This window comes from Streptomyces sp. NBC_00859, assembly GCF_045161865.1.
In the GTDB taxonomy this organism is placed as follows: Bacteria; Actinomycetota; Actinomycetes; order Streptomycetales; family Streptomycetaceae; genus Streptomyces.
Genome location: NZ_CP108826.1, coordinates 3087175 through 3110004, shown reverse-complemented (window position 1 = coordinate 3110004; position 22830 = coordinate 3087175). Strand labels below are relative to the sequence as shown.

Here is a 22830-nt window from a genome sequence, read left to right as displayed (position 1 = left end):
GATTCGAAGGGCGAAGCGTGGCCAAGAAGCAAGGTGCCATCGAAATCGAGGGCACCGTGATCGAGTCCCTCCCGAACGCAATGTTCAAGGTGGAACTTCAGAACGGTCACAAGGTCCTAGCGCACATCAGCGGCAAGATGCGGATGCACTACATCCGCATCCTTCCGGATGACCGGGTCGTCGTGGAGCTGTCTCCGTACGACCTGACGCGTGGTCGGATCGTCTACCGCTACAAGTAGATCTTGCCCGCACCCCGCTTCACGGCGCGGTGGTGGCACCGACCCGGAGAACCTGACATCCCATGAAGGTCAAGCCGAGCGTCAAGAAGATCTGCGACAAGTGCAAGGTGATCCGCCGTCACGGTCGGGTCATGGTCATCTGCGACAACCTGCGCCACAAGCAGCGCCAGGGCTGAAGCACGACCTGCACCTCGCAGTTCTTCGCGCGACGCACGTAAATACGTACATACGCAGGGCCCGCTCAGCCGTCATGGCGGGCGACACCTCCGGCGGGGGCCGGGGACCCGGAATAGTGCCTACGATCTGTAGGCGCTTTTGTCTGGGAGAGGCTCTGCGGAAGACCCCCGATATCAACAGGAGCCATTGAATGGCACGCGTTTCAGGTGTTGACATCCCGCGCGAAAAGCGCGTGGAGGTTGCCCTCACCTACGTCTTCGGCATCGGGCGCACCCGGTCCAAGGAGGCCCTGGCCGCCACCGGTGTTGACCCCAACACCCGCGTTCGTGATCTGGCCGAAGAGGACCTGGTCAAGATCCGCGAGTACGTGGACGCCAACCTCCGCACCGAGGGTGACCTCCGCCGCGAGATCCAGGCCGACATCCGCCGCAAGGTCGAGATCGGCTGCTACCAGGGTCTGCGTCACCGTCGTGGACTTCCGGTCCACGGTCAGCGCACCAGCACGAACGCTCGTACCCGCAAGGGCCCGCGTCGCGCGATCGCCGGTAAGAAGAAGCCGGGCAAGAAGTAGTCCTCAGCTAGGGACGCTGTTCAGCGGTCTTCGCTGTAGGACCGATCACCTCCACTCCACCGGGAGTAAGACATGCCTCCTAAGGGCCGTCAGGGTGCTACCAAGAAGGTGCGCCGCAAGGAAAAGAAGAACGTCGCTCACGGGCATGCCCACATCAAGAGCACGTTCAACAACACGATCGTCTCGATCACGGACCCCTCGGGCAACGTGATCTCCTGGGCCTCCGCCGGCCACGTCGGCTTCAAGGGCTCGCGCAAGTCCACCCCCTTCGCCGCGCAGATGGCCGCCGAGTCGGCTGCCCGTCGCGCGCAGGAGCACGGCATGCGCAAGGTCGACGTCTTCGTCAAGGGTCCCGGCTCCGGCCGTGAGACCGCGATCCGCTCCCTCCAGGCCACTGGCCTCGAGGTCGGCTCGATCCAGGACGTCACCCCCACCCCGCACAACGGCTGCCGCCCCCCGAAGCGGCGTCGCGTCTGACGCTTCGGCGTCGGACTGTTGCACAGGGTTGTCGCGGGCGGTACGGCCTCTTTCCGGTCGTACCGCCCGTACCCTTGTGGATCTCGTACTCTTGTAGTACGTGCTGTAGTGCGTGTCCGGAGCCCGGAGTGCATACGGGTCGGCAGGACACGTTCGAACGACATTGGGGGCGTCAAATAGTGGGCGCCCACGACTGAAGGATCACCGCATGCTTATCGCTCAGCGTCCGTCGCTGACCGAAGAGGTCGTCGACGAGTACCGCTCGCGGTTCGTGATCGAGCCGCTCGAGCCGGGCTTCGGCTACACCCTCGGCAACTCCCTCCGCCGCACGCTCCTCTCCTCGATCCCGGGTGCCGCTGTCACCAGCATCCGCGTCGACGGTGTCCTGCACGAGTTCACCACCGTGCCGGGCGTCAAGGAGGACGTGACCGACCTCATCCTCAACATCAAGCAGCTGGTCGTCTCCTCGGAGCACGACGAGCCGGTCGTGATGTACCTGCGCAAGCAGGGTCCCGGCCTGGTCACCGCTGCTGACATCGCCCCGCCGGCCGGTGTCGAGGTCCACAACCCGGACCTGGTCCTCGCCACGCTGAACGGCAAGGGCAAGCTGGAGATGGAGCTGACCGTCGAGCGCGGCCGCGGCTACGTCTCCGCCGTGCAGAACAAGCAGCTGGGCCAGGAGATCGGCCGTATCCCGGTCGACTCCATCTACTCCCCGGTGCTGAAGGTCACGTACAAGGTCGAGGCGACCCGTGTCGAGCAGCGCACCGACTTCGACAAGCTGATCGTCGACGTCGAGACGAAGCAGGCCATGCGTCCCCGTGACGCCATGGCGTCGGCCGGTAAGACCCTGGTCGAGCTGTTCGGTCTGGCCCGCGAGCTCAACATCGACGCCGAGGGCATCGACATGGGCCCGTCGCCGACCGACGCCGCGCTCGCCGCCGATCTCGCCCTGCCGATCGAGGAGCTCGAGCTCACCGTCCGGTCGTACAACTGCCTCAAGCGCGAGGGCATCCACTCCGTGGGTGAGCTCGTGGCGCGGTCCGAGGCCGACCTGCTCGACATCCGCAACTTCGGTGCGAAGTCGATCGACGAGGTCAAGGCGAAGCTGGCCGGCATGGGCCTGGCGCTCAAGGACAGCCCGCCCGGATTCGACCCGACCGCCGCCGCCGACGCCTTCGGCGCCGACGACGACGCGGACGCCGGTTTCGTGGAGACCGAGCAGTACTGATACGCCTCCGGCCGGGGCTCGGCGAGCCCCGGCCGTGGACTTCCGACGGGCAGCAGTCCGTCGGTAACTGACACCGGTACCTGATACGGCCGGTGCAGATCACAAGGAGAAACACCATGCCGAAGCCCGCCAAGGGTGCCCGTCTGGGCGGCAGCGCCGCGCACGAGCGTCTGCTCCTCGCGAACCTCGCGAAGTCGCTGTTCGAGCACGGCCGCATCACCACGACCGAGGCCAAGGCCCGCCGCCTGCGTCCGGTCGCCGAGCGTTTCATCACCAAGGCGAAGAACGGCGACATCCACAACCGTCGCCTCGTTCTGAAGTCGATCACGGACAAGGGCGTCGTCCACACGCTCTTCACCGAGATCGCGCCCCGGTACGAGAACCGCCCCGGTGGCTACACCCGCATCACCAAGATCGGCAACCGTCGTGGCGACAACGCCCCGATGGCGGTCATCGAGCTGGTCGAGGCGCTGACCGTGGCCCAGGAGGCCACCGGTGAGGCCGAGGCCGCGACCAAGCGCTCCGCCAAGGACGCTGCCCCGAAGACCGAGGCCCCGGCCGAGGTCGTCGAGGACGCGAAGCCGGTCGAGGCCGAGTCCAAGGACGCCTGAGCCTTCCTGAGGCAGCTCTGAGGACAGCTTTCCGAGGACGGTGTTCCGAGGTCAGCGTTCCGAGGACGGCGTTGCGAAGACGGTCGAACGGGCCCGTATCTCCCCTCGGGGCGGTGCGGGCCCGTTCTCCTTGTGCGGTGCGGTGCGGTGGGTGCGTGAGGCTGATGGGTGTGTGCGTGAGGCTGAAAGGATGCGCTGGTGAGTGACGAGGTGGAGCCCGGTTCGGTACGGGTGCGGCTGGACCTTGCGTACGACGGCAAGGACTTCTCAGGCTGGGCGAAGCAGACCGAACGCCGCACGGTGCAGGGCGAGTTGGAGTCGGCCATCCGGACGGTGACCCGCTCTTCGCTGACGTACGACCTCACGGTCGCCGGACGGACCGACGCAGGGGTGCACGCACGCGGCCAGGTCGCGCAGGTCGACCTGCCGCAGGAGGTGTGGGCGGAGCACCGGGGGATGCTGCTGCGGCGGCTGTCCGGGCGGCTGCCCCAGGACGTACGGGTGTGGCGGGTGGCCGAGGCGCCGCCGGGTTTCAACGCCCGTTTCTCGGCGATCTGGCGCCGGTACGCGTACCGGGTGAGCGACCGCCCCGGCGGTGTCGACCCGCTGCTGCGCGGGCACGTCCTCTGGCACGACCGTGAGCTGGACCTCCCGGCGATGAACGCCGCTTCACAGGCCCTCATCGGCGAGCACGACTTCGCCGCGTACTGCAAGAAGCGCGAGGGCGCCACCACGATCCGTACCCTCCAGCACCTCTTCTGGGAACGAGGCGCCGACGGGATCGTCACCGGGACCGTGCGCGCCGACGCCTTCTGCCACAACATGGTCCGCTCGCTGGTCGGCGCGCTGCTCTCCGTCGGCGACGGGCACCGCCCGGTGGAGTGGCCGGGCGAGGTGCTCGCCGTCGCGGTGCGCGACTCCTCGGTGCGTGTGGTGCGGCCGCACGGGCTGACCCTGGAGGAAGTGGGTTACCCCGCCGACGAGTTGCTCGCGGCCAGGAGCCGGGAGGCACGTAATATGCGGACGCTGCCGGGGGCCGGCTGCTGCTGAGGCGGCCCCGCCGAAACCGCTCGCCGGGCAGCGAAATCCCGACGTACGGAGATCCCATGCCCCAGCCCTCGGCGACCGGACGGCTCCCCCAGGAGTGGGGCCGGCTGCCGCTGACCGTGGTGATGCCGACGTACAACGAGGCCGACAGTCTGCCGCGGACCGCCGCCGTCGTGATGGCCCTGCCGCTGCCCGGCCTTCAGCTGAAGGTCGTCGACGACGCGAGCCCCGACGGCACCGGGCGGCTGGCCGACGAGCTGGCCGCCGGGCACAACGCGCCCCTCGCCGCCGGGGCGCGGCCGCGGATGACCGTGCTGCACCGCGGCGAGAAGGACGGCCTGGGGCGCGCCTACGCCGCCGGGATGCTCGCGGCCATCGACGAGGGCGCCGAGTACGTCGTGCAGATGGACGCCGACGGCAGCCACCCCGCACACGTCGTGCCGCAGCTGCTGGGAACGGCGCTGGCGACCGATGCGGGCTTCGTCGTCGGCAGCCGGTACGTCGGCGGCGGCTCGCTGGACGACGACTGGGGGCTGCACCGGAAGGCGCTGTCGCGCTTCGCCAACCAGTACGCGCGCACCGTCCTCGGCACACGGATCCGCGACATCACGGCGGGGTTCAACCTGTGGCGCGCGCAGACACTTCGCGCAGTGGATCTGACCACGCTCGGGAGCGCGGGCTACAGCTTCCAGGTGGAGCTGAAATTCCTGGCCGTACGCCACGGGTACACCGGTGTGGAGATCCCCATCCGCTTCGGGGAGCGCACCGACGGCGTGTCCAAGATGAACCTGGCGACACAGGTCGAGTCCGCGCTGGTGCCACTGCGGCTGCGGCTGCGCCACCGCGGCGGCACCGGCCACTGAACCGGGCCGGGGCCGCCGCAGCGGTCGGTGCGGATCAGCTCGCGGGGGCTGCGGCCGCAGCCGACGCCTGCCGCTGGCCGCGCGCCACGATCTGGCGGAAGGTGAACTCCGCCACGTCGTCGCCCGCCGTGAAGACGTTCGCGTCGGACTGCGTGACGTTCTTGCCGCTGGTGAAGCCGCCGACCGTGAAGTAGGCGTAGCGGCCGTAGGAGTTGGCGGTCCTGCGGCAGACCGAGCCGTTGCGGCAGAAGGTGGGGACGCCCGCCCCGTTGAGCGAGGCGATACCGCCGGCCGACTGCTTCATCGCCTTGCGGGCCTGGGCCTCGGTGTCGAAGACGGCGACCCCGATGGTGACCGCGACACCCCCCTTGCTGAACGTCGCCCGGATGACCTGGCCGCAGCCGTTGCTGACCAGGACGGACCCGAGGGCGCCCTGGGTCACGGAGGCACAGCCCGTGGTGCGGTGGGTGGCCGCCTTCGCGTACGTGTGGTCGCCGACCGCGATCGTCGCGCCGGGGAAGAGGGTGGCGGCGCTGAGCGGCGCCTTGTCCTTCTTCGAGCTGGAGATGAAGTCCTTGGGGTCGGGCGGCGGGGCCGGCGCCTTCGGCGTGAAGGACGGCAGGGCCTCACCGCTCTTGCTCGGCAGTGCCTCGGGGGAGGGGAGACGGCCGGCGTTCTTGCCGGACGCGTCCGACCCGCCGCCCGCGGCCACGACCACGGCCGCGACGAGTGCCCCCACCACGGCTGTCGCCAGCACCCCACCGCCGATCAGCAGCAGCTTCCTGCGCCGCCCGCGTGCTGCGCTCTCATCGGCCAGCGCCGCCCAGTCGGGCGTCCCGCCGGCCGCGCCGGGTGCCCGGCCGCCCGGGGCCTGCCACCGGCCGTCCGCGTCGCTGTTGTCGTTGCTGTTGTTCCGCTGTGAATCCCCTGGCCCCCAAGAGGGCCCCCCTTGCCCGAAGCTCATGGCGCGCATACTAATCGGGCCTCATGAGGCCGGGGCCCGCAGGGGCGGGGGGAATCCGTTTGCCCCCGGGGGGTGGCGGTGGGCGACAATCCGGTGCATGGGACATCTTGAAGCGGGCCACCTCGAGTACTACTTGCCGGACGGGCGGGTGCTCCTCGGTGACGCCTCGTTCCGGGTGGGCGAAGGCGCGGTCGTGGCCCTCGTGGGTGCCAACGGCGCCGGCAAGACCACCCTGCTGCGGCTGATCGCGGGGGAGATCCAGCCGCACGGCGGGACGGTCTCGGTGAGCGGCGGCCTCGGGGTGATGCGGCAGTTCGTCGGCTCGGTCCGCGACGACCGTACGGTCAGGGACCTGCTGGTCTCGGTCGCGCAGCCGCGGATCAGGGAAGCGGCGCGGTCCGTTGACGCCGCCGAGCACCTGATCATGACGGTCGACGACGAGGCCGCGCAGATGACGTACGCGCAGGCCCTGAGCGACTGGGCCGAGGTCCAGGGGTACGAGGCCGAGACGGTGTGGGACATGTGCACCATGGCGGCGCTCGGTGTCCCGTACGACAAGGCGCAGTTCCGCGAGGTGCGCACGCTCTCCGGGGGCGAGCAGAAGCGGCTCGTCCTGGAGGCGCTGCTCCGGGGGCCCGACGAGGTGCTGCTCCTCGACGAGCCGGACAACTACCTCGACGTGCCGGGCAAGCGGTGGCTGGAGGAGCGGCTGAGGGAGACGCGCAAGACCGTGCTCTTCGTCTCCCACGACCGGGAGCTGCTGTCGCGGGCCGCGGAGAAGATCGTGAGTGTGGAGCCCGGCCCGGCGGGCTCGGACGTCTGGGTGCACGGCGGCGGATTCGACACGTACCACGAGGCCCGCAGGGAGCGCTTCGCGAGGTTCGAGGAACTCAAGCGGCGCTGGGAGGAGGAGCACGCCCGGCTCAAGGCCCTGATGCTGCGGCTGCGCAACCAGGCGGCCAGCAGCCCCGACATGGCGTCGCGCTACCACGCCATGCAGACGCGCTTCCAGAAGTTCGAGGAGGCCGGGCCGCCGCCCGAGCCGCCGCGCGAGCAGGAGATCCGGATGCGGCTGCGCGGCGGCCGTACCGGCGTACGTGCCGTGACCTGCGAGAACCTTGAGCTGACCGGGCTGATGAAGCCGTTCTCGCTGGAGATCTTCTACGGCGAGCGGGTTGCGGTCCTCGGCTCCAACGGATCCGGTAAGTCCCATTTCCTGCGGCTGCTCGCCGACGGCCCCGTCGCCCACACCGGCATGTGGAAGCTCGGTGCGCGCGTCGTACCGGGCCACTTCGCCCAGACCCACGCCCACCCGGAACTGCTCAGCCGGACCCTCGTCGACATCCTGTGGACGGAGCACGCCAAGGACCGGGGGGCGGCGATGGGAGTGCTGCGCCGGTACGAGATGGAGCGCCAGGGCGACCAGCTCTTCGAGCGGCTCTCGGGCGGCCAGCAGGCCCGCTTCCAGATCCTGCTCCTGGAGCTGGCGGGCACCACCGCGCTGCTCCTGGACGAGCCGACGGACAACCTGGACCTGGAGTCGGCCGAGGCGCTCCAGGAGGGGCTCGAGGCGTACGAGGGGACGGTGATCGCGGTCACCCACGACCGCTGGTTCGCGAAGTCCTTCGACCGGTACCTGGTCTTCGGTTCGGACGGCGTCGTCCGCGAGACGGCGGAGCCGGTGTGGGACGAGCGGCGTGTGGAGCGCGCCCGATGACCCGCCCGGTACCGCCGGTCGAAGCCCTGGTCCGCGACGGCCGGGCGCTCGTGCGCACCGGGTGGGCGACCACGGTGCCGTAAGGCTTCATGGGCGCGCAGTCGAGGCGCTCCCGGAACCGGGCCCGGCCGCCCGAGGGCTCACCGCCATCAGCGGGACCGGCCGCCGGGCGCTGGAGGAGCTGAGGTACTTGCCCGGTGTGCTGGACGGCGCCGAGGGTGACGGCGAGGCCTCCGGGGGCTGGACGGGGGCGCCACACTCCGCGCCCGGCTGCCGCCGGGAAGCGGCGAGGGGGCGGTTCGGGCGTGGGTGCTGAGGCGTTTTGACCCGGGTGAGGGGACGCGGGTACTCTCAGGGACTGTTATGCGTATTGGCTTCGTCGTTCTCACGCGAAGGGCCCTTACGTAGGTTCCCTGGAGCAGTTACCAGAGGTTCGCATACGGGCAGTGTTCCCGGCATTGTGAGCCCCAGCTGCATGATCGCTTCAGCGGTGCCATGTGTCTGGACCCATCCACTGAAGAAGCGAAGGCTACGAAGTGCGTACGTACAGCCCCAAGCCCGGCGATGTCACTCGCCAGTGGCACATCATCGACGCGCAGGACATCGTCCTGGGCCGTCTGGCGACCACCGCCGCCACCCTCCTGCGGGGCAAGCACAAGGCGATCTACGCCCCGCACATGGACATGGGTGACTTCGTCATCATCATCAACGCCGAGAAGGTTCACCTCTCCGGCAACAAGAAGACTCAGAAGATGGCGTACCGCCACTCCGGTTTCCCGGGTGGTCTGCGTTCCGTCCGCTACGACGAGCTTCTTGCGAAGAGCCCCGAGAAGGCCGTCGAGAAGGCCATCAAGGGCATGATCCCCAAGAACACCCTGGGCCGTCAGGTGCTCTCGAAGCTGAAGATCTACGCGGGAGACCAGCACCCGCACGCTGCCCAGCAGCCCGTCCCGTTCGAGATCACCCAGGTCGCGCAGTAGTTCCGGCCACCCCCTAAGACGTACAGAAAGATCTGAGGAGAATCGTGGCCGAGACCACTGCAGAGACCCCCACCGACGACGTGGCGGGCACCGACGGCGAAGAGACCTTCGCCGAGGTGACCACCTTCGAGTCCGAGGTCCCCGTCGAGGGTGAGTACACCAGCGAGTCGCTCGCAGGCCGCTTCGGCGACCCGCAGCCGGCCGCCGGCCTGGGTCGTCGCAAGAACGCCATCGCCCGCGTCCGGATCGTTCCGGGCACCGGCAAGTGGAAGATCAACGGTCGCACCCTTGAGGACTACTTCCCCAACAAGGTGCACCAGCAGGAAGTCAACGAGCCCTTCAAGGTGCTCGAGCTCGACAACCGCTACGACGTCATCGCCCGCATCTCGGGTGGCGGCGTCTCCGGTCAGGCCGGTGCCCTGCGCCTCGGCGTGGCCCGCTCGCTCAACGAGGCGGACGTGGACAACAACCGCGCCACGCTGAAGAAGGCCGGCTTCCTCTCCCGCGACGACCGTGCGGTCGAGCGCAAGAAGGCCGGTCTCAAGAAGGCCCGTAAGGCCCCGCAGTACAGCAAGCGCTAAATACCGCTTGCAGGGCTGCATGCACGACCCTGTTTGTACGTTTCGCCCCGGCGGCACCTTCTGTGCCGCCGGGGCGTTCGTTTATCAGGTCCTCCGGCGTATAACGGAGCAAGACGTTCACAGCGCTCAGAGACCTGCGTAATCGGACTTTCTCGGAGCATTTTTCGGAGGACAGCAGTGGGACGACTCTTCGGCACGGACGGTGTGCGCGGTGTCGCCAACGTGGACCTGACGGCGGAGCTCGCGCTCGGCCTCTCGGTCGCCGCGGCGCACGTACTCGCCGAGGCGGGCACGTTCGAGGGCCATCGGCCGAAGGCAGTGGTCGGACGCGATCCGCGTGCGTCCGGAGAGTTCCTGGAGGCCGCTGTCGTGGCCGGTCTCGCGAGCGCGGGCGTGGACGTCCTGCGCGTCGGTGTGCTGCCCACCCCGGCGGTGGCGTACCTCACCGGCGCACTCGGCGCCGACTTCGGCGTGATGCTCTCCGCCAGCCACAACGCCATGCCGGACAACGGCATCAAATTCTTCGCCCGCGGTGGTCACAAGCTCGCCGACGAGCTGGAGGACCGTGTCGAGACGGTCTACGACCAGCACCGCACAGGCGAGCCCTGGGAGCGCCCGACGGGTGCCGGGGTGGGCCGGGTCCGCACGTACGACCAGGGCTTCGACCAGTACGTCGCCCACCTCATCGGCGTCCTGCCCAACCGGCTCGACGGCCTCAAGGTCGTGCTCGACGAGGCACACGGCGCCGCGTCCCGCGTCTCGCCCGAGGCGTTCACCCGCGCCGGGGCCGAGGTCGTCACCCTGGGGGCCGAGCCCGACGGGCTGAACATCAACGACGGCTGCGGCTCGACCCACCTGGACCTCATCAAGGCCGCCGTGGTCGAACACGGCGCGCACTTCGGCATCGCGCACGACGGCGACGCCGACCGCTGCCTCGCCGTCGACGCATCAGGTGAGGAGGTCGACGGTGACCAGATCCTCGCCGTTCTGGCCCTCGCCATGCGCGAGGCGGGCACGCTGCGGGGCAACACCGTGGTGGGAACCGTGATGTCCAACCTCGGCTTCAAGATGGCCATGGAACGCGAGGGCATCGAGCTGGTCCAGACAGCGGTCGGTGACCGCTACGTCCTGGAGTCGATGAAGGAACACGGCTTCGCGCTGGGCGGCGAGCAGTCCGGCCACGTCATCGTCCTGGACCACGCGACGACCGGCGACGGAACCCTCACCGGGCTGATGCTGGCCGCCCGCGTCGCGGCCACCGGACGCACGCTGGCCGAGCTGGCAGGCGTGATGGTGCGGCTGCCGCAGGTCCTGGTCAACGTGCCGGACGTGGACCGGTCACGGGTCGCCACATCGCCCGAGCTGAGGGCGGCAGTGACCGAGGCCGAGAGCGAACTGGGTGCGACCGGCCGCGTACTGCTGCGCCCCTCGGGCACGGAGCCGCTGGTGCGGGTCATGGTCGAGGCGGCGGACATCGACCAGGCGCGGACGGTGGCTTCCCGGCTGGCCGACGTGGTGAAGTCCGCGCTGGGATAGCCCCCGCTCCTGGCGGACCCCGGCGAACCCGCAGCGTGATCGCCACCCGCTGTCCGTCACCCGCCCGTCTGCCACCCGCCCGTCCGTCACCCGCCCGTCCGCCATGTGCGGGCGGGCGGGCGTGGTGTGCAACCGACGGCCGGAGCTCTGCCGGGCGGATGGGCGCCGTCAGTGTGCGTGGCGGCGGCGTGCCGACAGCAGGGCTTTCTGCGCCAGCAGGGTCAGTGTGCCCGCGAGCACGATTCCCCCGAGGTTCGCCAGCAGCTGGCCGACCGAACCCCAAGTCTGGCTGTATTCACCGTAGTTGAAGGCCACGGCGGCGTTGGCCGCAGCCGGTACGGTCGTCACCGAGATGGCCACACCGATCAGCGCCCCGGACTTCGCCGAGGTGAGCGAGAGCGTTCCCGCGATGCCGGCGAGGAACGCCACCACGAGGGACATCCAGTCCGGCTGCCAGATGAACGACGTGTTGGGGCGGTCCGCTTCGACCATCCGCAGGGTGAAGAGCCCGAACTCGTTCATCATCCGGGCGAACCCGGCCGTCAGTACCATCGCGATGGCGAACCCGCCGGTCAGCGCCCACAGCGACCGGGCCACCAGGCGCGGAGCCCGCTGTACGAGCGCGGTGGAGATGCCCGCCAGCGGGCCGAAGTCGGGTCCGACCGCCATCGCGCCCACGATCAGGATCGCGTTGTCGAGCATCACGCCGCAGGCGGCCAGCATCGTCGCGACGGCCATGAACGCCACGTAGGTGACGCTGAACGTCGACTCCTCGTCCGTCGCCTGCGACAGCTCCTCCCACAGCACCGCGTCCGAGCCCTCACCGGGCGCGTCGGCCTCGGCCTTGTCGGCGTACGCGGAGAGAGTCAGGTCCGAGTTCTCGACCGTGATCGAACCGGACCGGTCGATACCGAGCCCGCGCAGCGCGCCGATCAGGTCGTCGCCCGCCTCGCGCGCCACATCGCACAACACCACGTCGCCCTGCGGATCACGGGCCGCGCCGGGCAGCACCACGAGATGGGTGGTGCCCACGGTGCGCCCCAGCAGGTGAAGTACCTCGTCCGTACGGTCGGCAGGGACGATCAGACGCATATGCAACACGCGGGCGCTCCCGTGAGATCAGAGTTTGCGCAGGGAGAGGCGCTGGACCTTGTGGTCGGGACCCTTGCGCACGACGAGAGTGGCACGGCTGCGCGTCGGTGCCACATTCTCCACCAGGTTCGGTTTGTTGATGGTCCGCCACATGGTGCGCGCGTACTCCAGGGCCTCCTCCTCGGACACCTGTGTGTACTTCCTGAAGTACGAGGACGGATCCTGGAACGCCGTCTCGCGCAGCTTCCTGAACCGGTTGAGGTACCAGGTCTCGATGTCCTCGGCACGGGCGTCCACGTACACGGAGAAGTCGAAGTAGTCGGCGAGACCGATCCGGGTACGGCCGTCGCTGCCGGGGAGCGCGGGCTGCAGCACGTTCAGCCCCTCGACGATCAGGATGTCCGGGCGCCGCACGGTCAGCCGCTCACCCGGCACGATGTCGTAGATCAGGTGCGAGTAGACCGGCGCGGTCACCTCGGCCCGGCCGGATTTCACGTCCGCGACGAACCGGGTGAGGGCGCGGCGGTCGTACGACTCGGGGAAGCCCTTGCGGCCCATGAGCCCACGCCGCTTCAGCTCCTCCATCGGGTACAGGAACCCGTCGGTGGTGATCAGCTCGACGCGCGGGTGCTCCGGCCAGCGGGCGAGCAGCGCCTGCAGAAGGCGGGCGACGGTGGACTTTCCCACCGCGACGCTCCCGGCGACACCTATGACGAAAGGGGTGCCGTGCTGGGTGCCGTGGCCGTTGCCCGCGTCACCGAGAAAGGTGTTGAGTGCCCCGCGCAGCCCGTCCGACGCCTGGACGTAGAGATTGAGCAGCCGCGACAGCGGAAGGTAGATGTCCCGCACCTCGTCGAGGTCTATGACGTCGCCGAGCCCGCGGAGCCGTTCGACCTCCTCGGCGGTGAGCGGGAGCGGGGTCTTCTCCCGCAGGGCGCTCCACTCGGTACGGGTGAGGTCGACGTAGGGAGTCGCCTCCGGCCTGGGCCGGTGGGCGCTCCGCGGCAGCGGGGAGACCGGAGAGATCACTCGTTCATTGTGGCGGCTGTGTGACGTGCGGGGCGGGTGGGGTGCGTCACTCCGGGCGGCGCCGCCCGTCCTGTGGCAGCAGTGCGGGGCAGACGGGTGGGTGGCTGGGTGCCGGGTGGTCGGGTGGCAGTGGTTCGCATGTGCGAGAGGTGCGAGAGGTGCGACACGCGCCAAAGGCGTGAGAGGTGCGGGTGGTGCGGGTGGTGCCGGTAGTGCTCGGTGGTGCTGGTAGTGACAGTGGTGCTGGTGGTGCCGGTAGTGACAGTGGTGTCATCTGTGTCGGATGCGTCGGATATGTCAGTCGTTGTCGACGTGCTCACGCTTGATCTTGCCGTCGGTGGCGCCGATGTCGAAGGTCGTCTTGTTCCAGTCGTTGGTCGTCACGACGTCCACGGACCAGATGAGAGTGCCGCTGTCGTTGTCGTCCAGGTCGATGGAGCTGACAGTGCCCTTCTTCTTGGCCGTGGCGGTCCGGGCGGCCTGTTGCGGGGTCTGCTTGGCATCGGCGAGCCGGCCGGCCAGCTTGCTCTTGTCGTCGGAGTCCTGGTCGGACTCCGTGACGGACCGGGTCACCTTTCCCGAGACGGCGTCGACAGTGACGGAGTGGGCGGTGCCGTCCTTCGTGGCAACCTTCGCGACCCACTGCGGATGGCTGGTGCCTGCACTGCCGTGCTGCTTCTTGAGTTCGATCTCGGCCAGTTTGCTTCCCGGCACCCGGCCCACTGCGGTATCGGCTGCCTTCGCATAGCTGACCTTGGCCGACGGGATCAGGGCTTTTCGTTCGGCCTGGTCCTCGGTGAGCCCGGTGCTGCTCGACGGGGAGGCGTTCGCCGCGGTGGTACCGGCGCTGTCGCGGTCACTGTGGGGGCCGCTGCATCCGCTCACCAGCCCTGCTGAGGCCGCGACGGCGCAGAGTGAGGCGACCACCCGCATCCCGGCGCGCATCCGTCGGACGGGCGGACGGCACGGGTCGGCTGTCTTCGAGGGGCGGAGCTCAGAGGTCATACCTGCTCGACTAACCGACGAGCCGGTCCGGCATGTCACGGGGCCGGGTGAATCACCCGAACGGTCAGCACGGAGTGCGGCCTTCGCCGCGGGAGGGCTGCGGGCTGTGGGCTTCCTCCGGGTGGCGCGCCTGTCGTGTTGCCCACCTGCGTGTATCCGGAGCGCGCCTGCCGTGTCTCCGGGGTGGCGCCTGCCGTGTCCCCGGGGTGGCCCTGCCGTGTCCCCGCGTGGGTCTCTTGTGCCTCCCCGTGTGCCTCCCGAGGGTGTCTGCGCCGCGGGGGCACACGGCCGGGGCCGCTGCCTCCCGACCGTGTGCCCCCGCAGGCGGTCTGTGGCCCGGCTGGTCATTCGCCTGTCCGCCCGCCCCCGCTTGTCCGCCCGCCCCCGCTTGTCCGCCCGCCCCGCTTGTTCGGACCCCGGCTGTCCGTCCGGCTGTTCGGTCCCCTGCCCTGCCCTGCCCCGCAGCGCCGTCATCCGGCAACCTTGGCTGCCTGCCGCTCGTCATGCGGCCACCCCGGTCGTCCGGACGTCCTGGTTGCAACGGCCATCCGGCCATCCGCCCATCCGGCCACCGCAACCGTCCGGTTGGTGGCACGTCGGCCCACGTTCTCGCCCGGGGCGCCGGTGGGCCTGCGCCCCCGCGCCCCGCGTGGGCCTGCTGCTCCGCGTACCCCGCCCCCCGCGTGGGCCTGCCCGCCCCGCGTCCCGGAACGGGCGTGCACCCGTGAGCGCTGCCTCGCGGTATCCCGGACCACCGCGCTGACTGGGCGGCGCTCCGCGGTGTCCGCCGTAGGCTGCCGACATGTGCGGAATCGTGGGGTACGTCGGCGGGCAGTCGGCGCTGGATGTTGTCATCGCGGGTCTCAAACGGCTGGAGTACCGGGGCTACGACTCGTCAGGCGTCGCTGTGCTCGCCGACGGTGGGCTGGCGGCCGCGAAGAAGGCCGGGAAGCTCGTCAATCTGGAGAAGGAGCTGGTAGAGCGGCCCTTGCCGACCGGGACGACGGGGATCGGGCACACTCGTTGGGCCACGCACGGAGCGCCCAATGACGAGAACGCCCACCCGCATCTGGACAACGCAGGCAGGGTGGCTGTCGTCCACAACGGGATCATCGAGAATTTCGCCGCCCTGCGTGACGAACTGGCGGGACGCGGACACGTCTTGGCTTCCGAGACCGACACGGAGGTCACGGCGCACCTGCTCGCCGAGGCGTACTCCTCGTGCGGGGACCTGGCGGAGGCGATGCGGCAGGTGTGCCGCAGGCTCGACGGGGCGTTCACCCTGGTCGCGGTGCATGCCGACGAGCCGGATGTGGTGGTCGGTGCGCGGCGGAACTCACCGCTGGTGGTGGGCGTTGGAGAAGGTGAGTCGTTTCTCGCGTCGGACGTGGCCGCGTTCATCGCTCACACGCGGTCAGCGATCGAGCTGGGACAGGACCAGGTGGTCGAGCTCCGCCGGGACGGCGTGCTCGTCACCGACTTCGAGGGGGCACCGGCCGACGTCCGTTCGTACCACGTCGACTGGGACGCCTCCGCGGCGGAAAAGGGGGGCTATGACTACTTCATGCTCAAGGAGATCGCCGAGCAGCCGAAAGCTGTCGCCGACACTCTGCTGGGACGCATCGATACCGGCGGTCTGCTGACGCTCGACGAGGTGCGGATTCCCGCTCCGGTGCTGCGTGAGATCGACAAGGTCGTCATCGTCGCGTGCGGGACCGCGTTCCACGCGGGGATGATCGCCAAGTACGCCATCGAGCACTGGACGCGCATTCCCTGCGAGACCGAACTCGCGAGTGAGTTCCGGTACCGGGATCCGATCCTCGACCAGCAGACGCTGGTGATCGCCATCTCTCAGTCGGGCGAGACCATGGACACGCTGATGGCGCTGCGCCATGCCCGGGAGCAGGGCGCGAAGGTGCTGGCCATCTGCAACACCAACGGATCGACCATCCCGCGGGAATCGGATGCGGTGCTCTACACCCACGCCGGACCCGAGGTCGCTGTCGCGTCGACGAAGGCATTTCTGACGCAGTTGGTGGCCTGCTATCTCGTCGCGCTCTATCTGGGCCAGGTGCGCGGGACGAAGTGGGCGGACGAGATCCGGGTCGTCATCCGTGAGCTGTCCGAGATCTCCTGCCAGGTCGAACGGGTGCTGGAGACCATGCAGCCGGTGAGGGAGCTGGCCCGCTCCCTGGCCGGTAAGGACACGGTGCTGTTCCTCGGCCGCCATGTCGGGTACCCGGTGGCGCTCGAAGGCGCTCTGAAGCTGAAGGAACTCGCCTACATGCACGCCGAGGGATTCGCGGCGGGTGAGCTCAAGCACGGCCCCATCGCGCTGATCGAGGAGGACCTGCCGGTCGTCGTCGTCGTACCCTCACCGCGCGGCAGGTCCGTACTGCACGGGAAGATGGTGTCGAACATCCAGGAGATCAGGGCGCGTGGCGCACGGACGATCGTCATCGCGGAGGAGGGCGACGAAGCAGTCGTGCCGCACGCCGATCATCTGATCCGTATCCCGGCCACGCCGACGCTGCTGCAGCCCCTGGTCGCGGCTGTCCCGCTGCAGGTGTTCGCCTGCGAGCTGGCGACAGCGCGCGGCAACGAGGTCGACCAGCCGCGGAACCTCGCGAAGTCGGTGACGGTCGAGTGATTGTCGGAGTCGGGATCGACGTCGCCGAGATCGAACGGTTCGGCGCGGCACTGGAGCGGACCCCCGAGCTGGCCGGAAGGCTCTTCCTGCCGTCCGAGTTGCGGCTTCCGGGCGGCGAACGCCGGGGCGTCGCATCGCTCGCGGCCCGGTTCGCGGCCAAGGAAGCGCTGGCCAAAGCCCTCGGGGCGCCGGGCGGGCTGCGCTGGACGGACGCCGAGGTGTTCGTGGAGGACGGGGGCCGGCCCCGGCTGCGAGTGAACGGCACGGTCGCGGCGCGGGCCGCCGAACTCGGTGTGCAGTCATGGCACGTCTCGCTCAGCCACGACGCGGGCGTCGCTTCTGCCGTCGTCATCGCGGAGGGGTGACAACGGGCGGACGGCTGTGAGCGGGAACGGGCGGACGGCTGTGAGCGGGTTCGGTGTGGCTGAGCGGCGGCCAGGTGTGGCTGCGCGAAGGATGGCCTTCATGCGGTGACTCGGGGACGGCACCCGGGACGGCACCGGGGACGGCCGGGGGGTGAGACGGCGCGGCGCGGGCTGTCCAGGGTTGAGAGCGGCGAGGCGACAGTGGAGGGTTGAGGCATGCGTACTGCTTACAGCGTGGAGACCGTACGGACCGCCGAGCGCGAACTGATGGCGAGACTGCCGGAGGGCGCCCTGATGCAGCGTGCTGCCGCCGGGCTCGCGGCGGCCTGCGCGGACCTGTTGGGGAAGGTGTACGGCGCCCGGGTCGTGCTGCTCGTCGGGAGCGGGGACAACGGAGGTGACGCCCTGTACGCGGGCGCTCGGCTGGCGCGGCGCGGCGCGGGGGTGGCAGCGGTGCTGCTGGCCCCGGACCGGGCGCACCAGGGAGGCCTGCGGGCCCTGCTCGCCGCCGGCGGGCGGGTCGACGACGTATCCGTGGTCGGCCGTGCCGATCTGGTGGTCGACGGGATTACCGGAATCGGCGGCCGGGGCGGTCTGCGGCCCGATGCGGTCGCGGCACTCTGGGCTGTGTCCGACGGGGTGCCGGTGGTCGCCGTGGACCTGCCGAGCGGGGTTTCCGCGGACACGGGGGAGGTCGTCGGCGAGGCCGTACGGGCCGACGCCACAGTGACGTTCGGAGCGTACAAGCCTGCGCTGCTCATCGACCCGGCCGCCGAGTACGCCGGGGCTCTGCGCCTCGTCGACATCGGGCTCGACCTGCCCGTCGTGCCGGACCTGGAATCGCTCCAGTACGCGGACGTGGCGGAGCTGCTGCCGGTGCCGTCAGCGGAGAGCGACAAGTACCGGCGGGGCGTCGTCGGCATTGTCGCCGGATCGGCGCGTTACCCGGGAGCGGCCGTGCTGGCCGTGGCGGGCGCGCTGCGGGGTGGCGCCGGGGCGGTGCGCTACGTCGGGCCCGGCGCCGACGCGGTGATCGCACGCTTCCCGGAGACGCTGGTGCACGCCGGGCCGCCGTCGAAGGCGGGGCGGGTGCAGGCCTGGGTCGTGGGCCCCGGCATCGGGGACGACACGTCGGCGGTCGAGGACGTCCTGGCATCCGACGTCCCGGTGCTGGTGGACGCCGACGGGCTACGCCAGCTGGACGCCGCGGCCGTACGGGCCCGGTCGGCGCCCACGCTGCTCACCCCGCACGCCGGCGAGGCCGCGAGGCTGCTCGACGTGTCACGCGAGGAGGTCGAGGGGGCACGGCTCGCGTCCGCGCGGGCGCTGGCCTCGCGTTACGGGGCGACCGTCCTGCTCAAGGGCTCGACCACGCTCGTCGCAGCCCCGTCCGGCGACACACCGGTCCGGGTGAACCCGACCGGTACTCCCTGGCTGGCCACGGCGGGCAGCGGCGATGTGCTGTCGGGCCTCGCGGGCTCACTGCTCGCGGCAGGACTCGAAGCCCGGGACGCGGGCTCCGTCGCGGCCCATCTGCACGGCTTGGCGGCCCGTCGGGCTTCGTGCGGGGCCGCTGTGGTCGCGCAGGACGTGGCGGACGGGATCCCGGGGGCCTGGCGGGACGTCTGCGGGTGAGCGACTGCGGCGGGTGAGTAATGTCCGCGGGCGAGTGATGCCGGTGGGGCAGCGATGTCCGCCGGTCCAGTGACGGACGTCTGCGTGTGCGGTGGGCCGTACGGAGGGCGGGTCGTATGGAGGGCGGGTCGTACGGAGGGCGCGCGAGGCGGAACGCCGGCTGCGGAACGTGCGTCACGTACTCATGTGACGGGTGTGCCGCCCCTCGGTGGGCCGCCTGGGCCCGCGTCCATGACGAGGCGGACCCCACGAGGAGGCCCGCATGACGAGGCGGCGCCCGCCCCGCCATGGGCGCCCTGCGAGGTGGCATTCTGTGACGAGGCGGGCACCGTCGGTGAGGCGGGCGCCGCGAAGCAGACAGGAAGATCCCGCGCTCTGAGAGACTGGGCGCGATGACGGGGACAGGCAGATACAGCTAGATGAACGAGGCACGCAGATGACCGGGGGCGCCTGGATGACCGGGGTACGAGACGACCGGCGCACGCGCATGACCGGGGCACGCCGGTGACCGGAAACAGAACCGCAAACGGCACTGGTTCCGGGACCGGACGCAGCGCCGGTAACGCCGCTGGCTCCGGCACCGGTAACGCCGCTGGCTCCGGCATCGGTAACGCCGCTGGCTCCGGCACCGGAAACAGTGCTGGAAACATCTCCGGAAACGCCGATGACCGGGGCGCGCGGGTTACGGAGCCGCCCATGCGGGCGCGCGCCGAGATCGATCTCGGCGCGCTGCGCGCCAACGTCCGCGCGCTGCGCGCTCGGGCACCCCGCGCCCAGCTCATGGCTGTGGTCAAGGCGGATGCCTACGGCCACGGCATGCTGCCCTGCGCTCGGGCCGCACTCGCGGCCGGCGCCGACTGGCTCGGTACCGCGACCCCGCAGGAGGCACTCGCACTGCGCGCGGCAGGTATCCGGGGACGGCTGCTCTGCTGGCTGTGGACGCCCGGCGGGCCGTGGCGAGAGGCGATCGAGGCCGACATCGACGTGTCCGTGGGCGGTATGTGGGCCCTCGAAGAGGTACGGGCCGCCGCACGGGCAAGCGGTCGGCCGGCCCGTATCCAGCTCAAGTCCGACACCGGTCTCGGGCGCGGAGGATGCCAGCCCGCCGACTGGCCCGAACTCGTCGGCGCCGCAGTCACGGCGCAAGCCGAGGGGCTGGCCGTCGTCACCGGGCTCTGGTCGCACTTCGCGTGCGCCGACGAGCCCGGACATCCGTCCATCGCCGCGCAGAAGGACCGCTTCGACGAGGCCATCGCGTACGCGGAGAAGGCGGGCCTCAGCCCCGAGGTCCGGCACATCGCCAATTCGCCGGCCGTGCTGACACTGCCCGAGACGCAGTACGACCTGGTCCGTCCCGGTGTCGCGCTCTACGGCATCTCGCCGGTACCGCAACTCGGCAGCGCCGCCGACTTCGGCCTGCGCCCCGTCATGACTCTCAGCGCCCGCCTCGGCCTGGTCAAACACGTACCGGCGGGGCACGGGGTCAGTTACGGACACCAATACGTCACCGCGGCCGACACGACGCTCGGACTGGTCCCCGTCGGCTACGCGGACGGCATCCCGCGCCACGCCTCGGGCAAGGGTTCTGTACTGGTCGGCGGCACATTGCGGCGGGTAGCGGGGCGGATCGCGATGGATCAGTTCGTCGTTGACCTGGAGGGGGACGAACTCCCGCCGGGAACGGAGGCGGTGCTGTTCGGGCCGGGCGACCGGGGGGAGCCGACCGCGGAGGACTGGGCCGTGGCCGCGGACACGATCGCGTACGAGATCGTCACGCGCATCGGGCCGCGGGTGGATCGTGTGTATGTGAACGAGGGACCGGACGATCAGTAGGAGAGCTGCACGGTGAGCGAGAGCACCAGCGCGAATGTGGCCCAGGCTGCCGCGGCGGGCGCCAACTGGCGCAGAGCCGGTGGCTTCGCAGGCGCCGCGATCGGTGTGCTCGCGGCCGGTGCGGCAGCGGGCGTGGCGGTCGAACGGCTGACCGTCGGCCGCGGCATGCGGAAGAAGGCGCGGCTTGCCCTCGACGCATCGGCTCCGTACGGCTCACTGCGTGGCGCGCCGGGCCGGGCGGTCGCCGATGACGGCACGGCGATCTACTACGAGGTCGACGCTGTCGGGTCGGAGCCGGGGGAGTTCGGGGAGCAGGGGCCCGGGGAACCGGGGAAGCCCGGGGAACTGGAGAGAGGCTCCGACGCGGACGGGGAGACCGGACGGGAGCCGAGTGCGGCCGCGGAGCCGGGTGACGCCGAGGTCTCCGGTGACGCCGAGGTCTCGGGCGAAGGCGGAGCAGGGGGTGCCAGGGCGGACGGGACTGGGGCTGGGGCTGCCGGAGCGGCCAAAGCTGAGGGAGCAGGGACCGGTGGTACGGACGGGTCGGCCAGCACGGACGGGACGGACAGCACGGGCGGGGCGGATGAAAGGGGCGGAGCAGCAGCGTCGGCCGGGGCACTTATGCGACAGGGCATTGGGGAAACGGCGGCTCAGCCGGTCACGGTCATCTTCTCGCACGGCTACTGCCTCAGCCAGGACTCCTGGCACTTCCAGCGCGCGGCACTGCGCGGCAACGTCCGTGCCGTCCACTGGGATCAGCGCAGCCACGGCCGCTCGGCGCGCGGTCAGGATCAGGCCGACGGCGTACCTCTCACCATCGACCAGCTCGGCCGCGATCTGAAGGCGGTCATCGATGCGGCGGCGCCCGAGGGGCCACTGGTCCTCGTAGGGCATTCGATGGGCGGTATGACGATGATGGCGCTCGGCGACCAGTTCCCCGAACTGATCAGAGACCGGGTCGTCGGCGCCGCGTTCGTCGGCACTTCCTGCGGGAAACTCGGCGAGGTCAGTTTCGGGCTGCCGGTGGCGGGCGTGAACGCGGTGCGGCGCGTGCTTCCCGGAGTGCTGAAGGCCCTCGGATCACAGACCGAGCTGGTGGAGCGGGGACGGCGGGCCACAGCGGACTTGTTCGCCGGACTGGTCAAGCGGTACTCGTTCGGCTCGAAGGACGTCGATCCCGGCGTGGCCCGGTTCGCGGAGCGCCTGATCGAGGGGACTCCGATCGACGTGGTCGCGGAGTTCTATCCGGCCTTCACCGACCACGACAAGGCGGACGCGCTGGCCGCGGTCTTCGCCGACGTGCCCGCTCTCGTCCTGGCGGGGGAGAACGACCTGGTGACACCGAGCGCACACAGCCAGGTCATCGCCGAACTGCTGCCCGTCGCTGAACTGGTCATCGTCCCCGACGCCGGGCACCTGGTGATGCTCGAACATCCGGAGGTCGTGACCGGCCGGCTTGCAGAGCTGCTGGCGAGGGTGGGCGCGGTACCGGCAGACGCTAACGTTGGCCTGTATGGAAGCCCCGCACAGCCCGGCAGCTGACACAGCCGCCGCATTCGCCATCCGTCTGTCCATCGACTCCCCCGACCGTATGCAGGAGTTGGGCCGCCGCCTCGCCGTGCTGCTGCGCCCCGGCGATCTGGTGATGCTCTCCGGCGAACTCGGCGCGGGCAAGACCACCCTCACCCGCGGCCTGGGCGAAGGCCTTGCCGTGCGCGGTGCGGTCACGTCCCCGACATTCGTCATCGCCCGCGTACATCCGTCGCTGGGCGGCGGTCCTGCCCTGGTGCATGTGGACGCGTACCGCCTGGGCGGCGGGCTCGAGGAGATGGAGGACCTCGATCTCGATGTCTCGCTGCCCGACTCGGTGATCGTGGTCGAGTGGGGGGACGGCAAGGTCGAGGAGCTCTCGGACGACCGGCTGCGGGTGGTCATCGAGCGTGGCGTCGGCGACACCGACGACGACCGTCGCATCGTGACCGTCAGCGGGATCGGGGCGCGGTGGGCAGCGGAGCAGCGGCCGGGACTCGACCGGCTCGAGGAACTCGGCAGGGCCTGAGACAACATCTGCGGTACTGCGTAGCTGCGTACCGGCGGTACCTGCGTACTCAGAATCTTCACCCCGTACTTTCCGACAAGCCGTCGGCAAGGTGTTGCACAGATCCCACCGGGCGTGGTCACATGGATACCAAGACCTGGTTAGGTCTACCTAACCATGCCTGACCGA

General features: G+C 70.1%; 22 protein-coding genes. 18 read left to right on the top strand and 4 right to left on the bottom strand.

Translation table 11 applies throughout. From position 1 onward, the window contains the following. Positions 1-17: 17 nt before the first annotated feature. The 8 genes from infA (at position 18) to OG584_RS13185 (ending at position 5216) form a co-directional block, all read left to right on the top strand. Entirely contained in the window at positions 18-239 is a 222-nt protein-coding gene (infA, locus tag OG584_RS13220; RefSeq protein WP_003956442.1) for a translation initiation factor IF-1, read from the top strand. 62 nt (positions 240-301) lie between these two features. After that, positions 302-415 carry a 50S ribosomal protein L36 gene (rpmJ, locus tag OG584_RS13215; RefSeq protein ID WP_003956441.1) on the top strand — a complete coding sequence of 38 codons (114 nt, stop codon included), beginning with the start codon at positions 302-304 and terminating at the stop codon, positions 413-415. Between the two features lie 191 nt (positions 416-606). Next, positions 607-987: a 30S ribosomal protein S13 gene (gene rpsM / locus OG584_RS13210; protein WP_164264459.1), complete on the top strand. Its 381-nt coding sequence runs from the start codon at positions 607-609 to the stop codon at positions 985-987. A gap of 72 nt (positions 988-1059) precedes the next feature. Further along, the gene (gene rpsK / locus OG584_RS13205) at positions 1060-1464 is read left to right on the top strand and encodes a 30S ribosomal protein S11 (RefSeq protein ID WP_125496499.1); all 405 of its coding nucleotides are present in this window, start codon (positions 1060-1062) and stop codon (positions 1462-1464) included. A 208-nt stretch (positions 1465-1672) separates the two neighbouring features. After that, positions 1673-2695: a DNA-directed RNA polymerase subunit alpha gene (locus OG584_RS13200; protein ID WP_164264460.1), complete on the top strand. Its 1023-nt coding sequence runs from the start codon at positions 1673-1675 to the stop codon at positions 2693-2695. A gap of 116 nt (positions 2696-2811) precedes the next feature. Further along, complete coding sequence (gene rplQ / locus OG584_RS13195; protein WP_356828821.1) at positions 2812-3306, top strand: 50S ribosomal protein L17; 495 nt, start codon at positions 2812-2814, stop codon at positions 3304-3306. 198 nt (positions 3307-3504) lie between these two features. Further along, positions 3505-4356, top strand: coding sequence for a tRNA pseudouridine(38-40) synthase TruA (gene truA / locus OG584_RS13190; protein WP_405778045.1), 852 nt, complete (start codon positions 3505-3507; stop codon positions 4354-4356). A 56-nt stretch (positions 4357-4412) separates the two neighbouring features. Continuing rightward, positions 4413-5216, top strand: a complete 804-nt coding sequence (locus tag OG584_RS13185) for a polyprenol monophosphomannose synthase (RefSeq protein ID WP_405778044.1) — start codon at positions 4413-4415, stop codon at positions 5214-5216. A 34-nt stretch (positions 5217-5250) separates the two neighbouring features. Here OG584_RS13185 and OG584_RS13180 read toward each other — a convergent pair whose 3' ends face one another. Further along, on the bottom strand, positions 5251-6180 hold the full coding sequence (locus OG584_RS13180) for a hypothetical protein (RefSeq protein WP_405778043.1): 930 nt from the start codon (positions 6178-6180) through the stop codon (positions 5251-5253). Between the two features lie 97 nt (positions 6181-6277). Here OG584_RS13180 and OG584_RS13175 point away from each other — a divergent pair, with 97 nt between their 5' ends. The 4 genes from OG584_RS13175 (at position 6278) to glmM (ending at position 10994) form a co-directional block, all read left to right on the top strand. Continuing rightward, positions 6278-7897 carry an ABC-F family ATP-binding cassette domain-containing protein gene (locus OG584_RS13175; protein ID WP_405778042.1) on the top strand — a complete coding sequence of 540 codons (1620 nt, stop codon included), beginning with the start codon at positions 6278-6280 and terminating at the stop codon, positions 7895-7897. Positions 7898-8433: 536 nt separating this feature from the next. Further along, the gene (rplM, locus tag OG584_RS13170) at positions 8434-8877 is read left to right on the top strand and encodes a 50S ribosomal protein L13 (RefSeq protein WP_328319127.1); all 444 of its coding nucleotides are present in this window, start codon (positions 8434-8436) and stop codon (positions 8875-8877) included. A 44-nt stretch (positions 8878-8921) separates the two neighbouring features. Further along, on the top strand, positions 8922-9458 hold the full coding sequence (rpsI, locus tag OG584_RS13165; protein ID WP_405778041.1) for a 30S ribosomal protein S9: 537 nt from the start codon (positions 8922-8924) through the stop codon (positions 9456-9458). Between the two features lie 177 nt (positions 9459-9635). Continuing rightward, complete coding sequence (gene glmM / locus OG584_RS13160; RefSeq protein WP_405778040.1) at positions 9636-10994, top strand: phosphoglucosamine mutase; 1359 nt, start codon at positions 9636-9638, stop codon at positions 10992-10994. A 168-nt stretch (positions 10995-11162) separates the two neighbouring features. On the opposite strand, the gene OG584_RS13155 is transcribed toward glmM, so the two are convergent. The 3 genes from OG584_RS13155 to OG584_RS13145 all read right to left on the bottom strand — a co-directional run bounded on the left by OG584_RS13155 (position 11163) and on the right by OG584_RS13145 (position 14120). Next, a complete protein-coding gene (locus tag OG584_RS13155; protein ID WP_405778039.1) occupies positions 11163-12095 on the bottom strand; it encodes a DUF389 domain-containing protein in 933 nt (310 codons plus the stop codon). Between the two features lie 18 nt (positions 12096-12113). After that, the gene (coaA, locus tag OG584_RS13150; RefSeq protein WP_405778038.1) at positions 12114-13115 is read right to left on the bottom strand and encodes a type I pantothenate kinase; all 1002 of its coding nucleotides are present in this window, start codon (positions 13113-13115) and stop codon (positions 12114-12116) included. Positions 13116-13412: 297 nt separating this feature from the next. Then, positions 13413-14120 carry a PepSY domain-containing protein gene (locus OG584_RS13145; protein WP_405778037.1) on the bottom strand — a complete coding sequence of 236 codons (708 nt, stop codon included), beginning with the start codon at positions 14118-14120 and terminating at the stop codon, positions 13413-13415. Positions 14121-14922: 802 nt separating this feature from the next. Here OG584_RS13145 and glmS point away from each other — a divergent pair. The 6 genes from glmS (at position 14923) to tsaE (ending at position 22662) form a co-directional block, all read left to right on the top strand. Further along, entirely contained in the window at positions 14923-16770 is a 1848-nt protein-coding gene (gene glmS, locus OG584_RS13140) for a glutamine--fructose-6-phosphate transaminase (isomerizing) (protein WP_405778036.1), read from the top strand. Beyond that, complete coding sequence (locus OG584_RS13135; protein WP_405778035.1) at positions 16767-17135, top strand: holo-ACP synthase; 369 nt, start codon at positions 16767-16769, stop codon at positions 17133-17135. The genes glmS and OG584_RS13135 overlap by 4 nt, the downstream gene beginning before the upstream one ends. Positions 17136-17351: 216 nt before the next feature. Next, positions 17352-18770 (top strand): NAD(P)H-hydrate dehydratase, encoded by a 1419-nt coding sequence (locus OG584_RS13130; RefSeq protein WP_405778034.1) that lies wholly within the window; start codon positions 17352-17354, stop codon positions 18768-18770. Positions 18771-19466: 696 nt separating this feature from the next. After that, positions 19467-20603, top strand: coding sequence for an alanine racemase (alr, locus tag OG584_RS13125; protein ID WP_405778033.1), 1137 nt, complete (start codon positions 19467-19469; stop codon positions 20601-20603). Between the two features lie 12 nt (positions 20604-20615). After that, positions 20616-22145, top strand: coding sequence for an alpha/beta fold hydrolase (locus tag OG584_RS13120; RefSeq protein ID WP_405778032.1), 1530 nt, complete (start codon positions 20616-20618; stop codon positions 22143-22145). Then, the gene (gene tsaE, locus OG584_RS13115; protein ID WP_405778031.1) at positions 22117-22662 is read left to right on the top strand and encodes a tRNA (adenosine(37)-N6)-threonylcarbamoyltransferase complex ATPase subunit type 1 TsaE; all 546 of its coding nucleotides are present in this window, start codon (positions 22117-22119) and stop codon (positions 22660-22662) included. The genes OG584_RS13120 and tsaE overlap by 29 nt, the downstream gene beginning before the upstream one ends. The last annotated feature ends 168 nt before the right edge of the window (positions 22663-22830 follow it).

Excerpts from the sequence above, each read along its gene's own strand:
- rpmJ (WP_003956441.1), top strand. The coding sequence starts at position 302 with ATGAAGGTCAAGCCGAGCGTCAAGAAGATCTGCGACAAGTGCAAGGTG.
- rpsM (WP_164264459.1), top strand. The coding sequence starts at position 607 with ATGGCACGCGTTTCAGGTGTTGACATCCCGCGCGAAAAGCGCGTGGAG.
- rpsK (WP_125496499.1), top strand. The coding sequence starts at position 1,060 with ATGCCTCCTAAGGGCCGTCAGGGTGCTACCAAGAAGGTGCGCCGCAAG.
- OG584_RS13200 (WP_164264460.1), top strand. The coding sequence starts at position 1,673 with ATGCTTATCGCTCAGCGTCCGTCGCTGACCGAAGAGGTCGTCGACGAG.
- rplQ (WP_356828821.1), top strand. The coding sequence starts at position 2,812 with ATGCCGAAGCCCGCCAAGGGTGCCCGTCTGGGCGGCAGCGCCGCGCAC.
- OG584_RS13185 (WP_405778044.1), top strand. The coding sequence starts at position 4,413 with ATGCCCCAGCCCTCGGCGACCGGACGGCTCCCCCAGGAGTGGGGCCGG.
- OG584_RS13180 (WP_405778043.1), bottom strand. The coding sequence starts at position 6,180 with ATGAGCTTCGGGCAAGGGGGGCCCTCTTGGGGGCCAGGGGATTCACAG.
- OG584_RS13175 (WP_405778042.1), top strand. The coding sequence starts at position 6,278 with ATGGGACATCTTGAAGCGGGCCACCTCGAGTACTACTTGCCGGACGGG.
- OG584_RS13145 (WP_405778037.1), bottom strand. The coding sequence starts at position 14,120 with ATGACCTCTGAGCTCCGCCCCTCGAAGACAGCCGACCCGTGCCGTCCG.
- glmS (WP_405778036.1), top strand. The coding sequence starts at position 14,923 with ATGTGCGGAATCGTGGGGTACGTCGGCGGGCAGTCGGCGCTGGATGTT.
- OG584_RS13130 (WP_405778034.1), top strand. The coding sequence starts at position 17,352 with ATGCGTACTGCTTACAGCGTGGAGACCGTACGGACCGCCGAGCGCGAA.
- alr (WP_405778033.1), top strand. The coding sequence starts at position 19,467 with ATGCGGGCGCGCGCCGAGATCGATCTCGGCGCGCTGCGCGCCAACGTC.
- tsaE (WP_405778031.1), top strand. The coding sequence starts at position 22,117 with ATGGAAGCCCCGCACAGCCCGGCAGCTGACACAGCCGCCGCATTCGCC.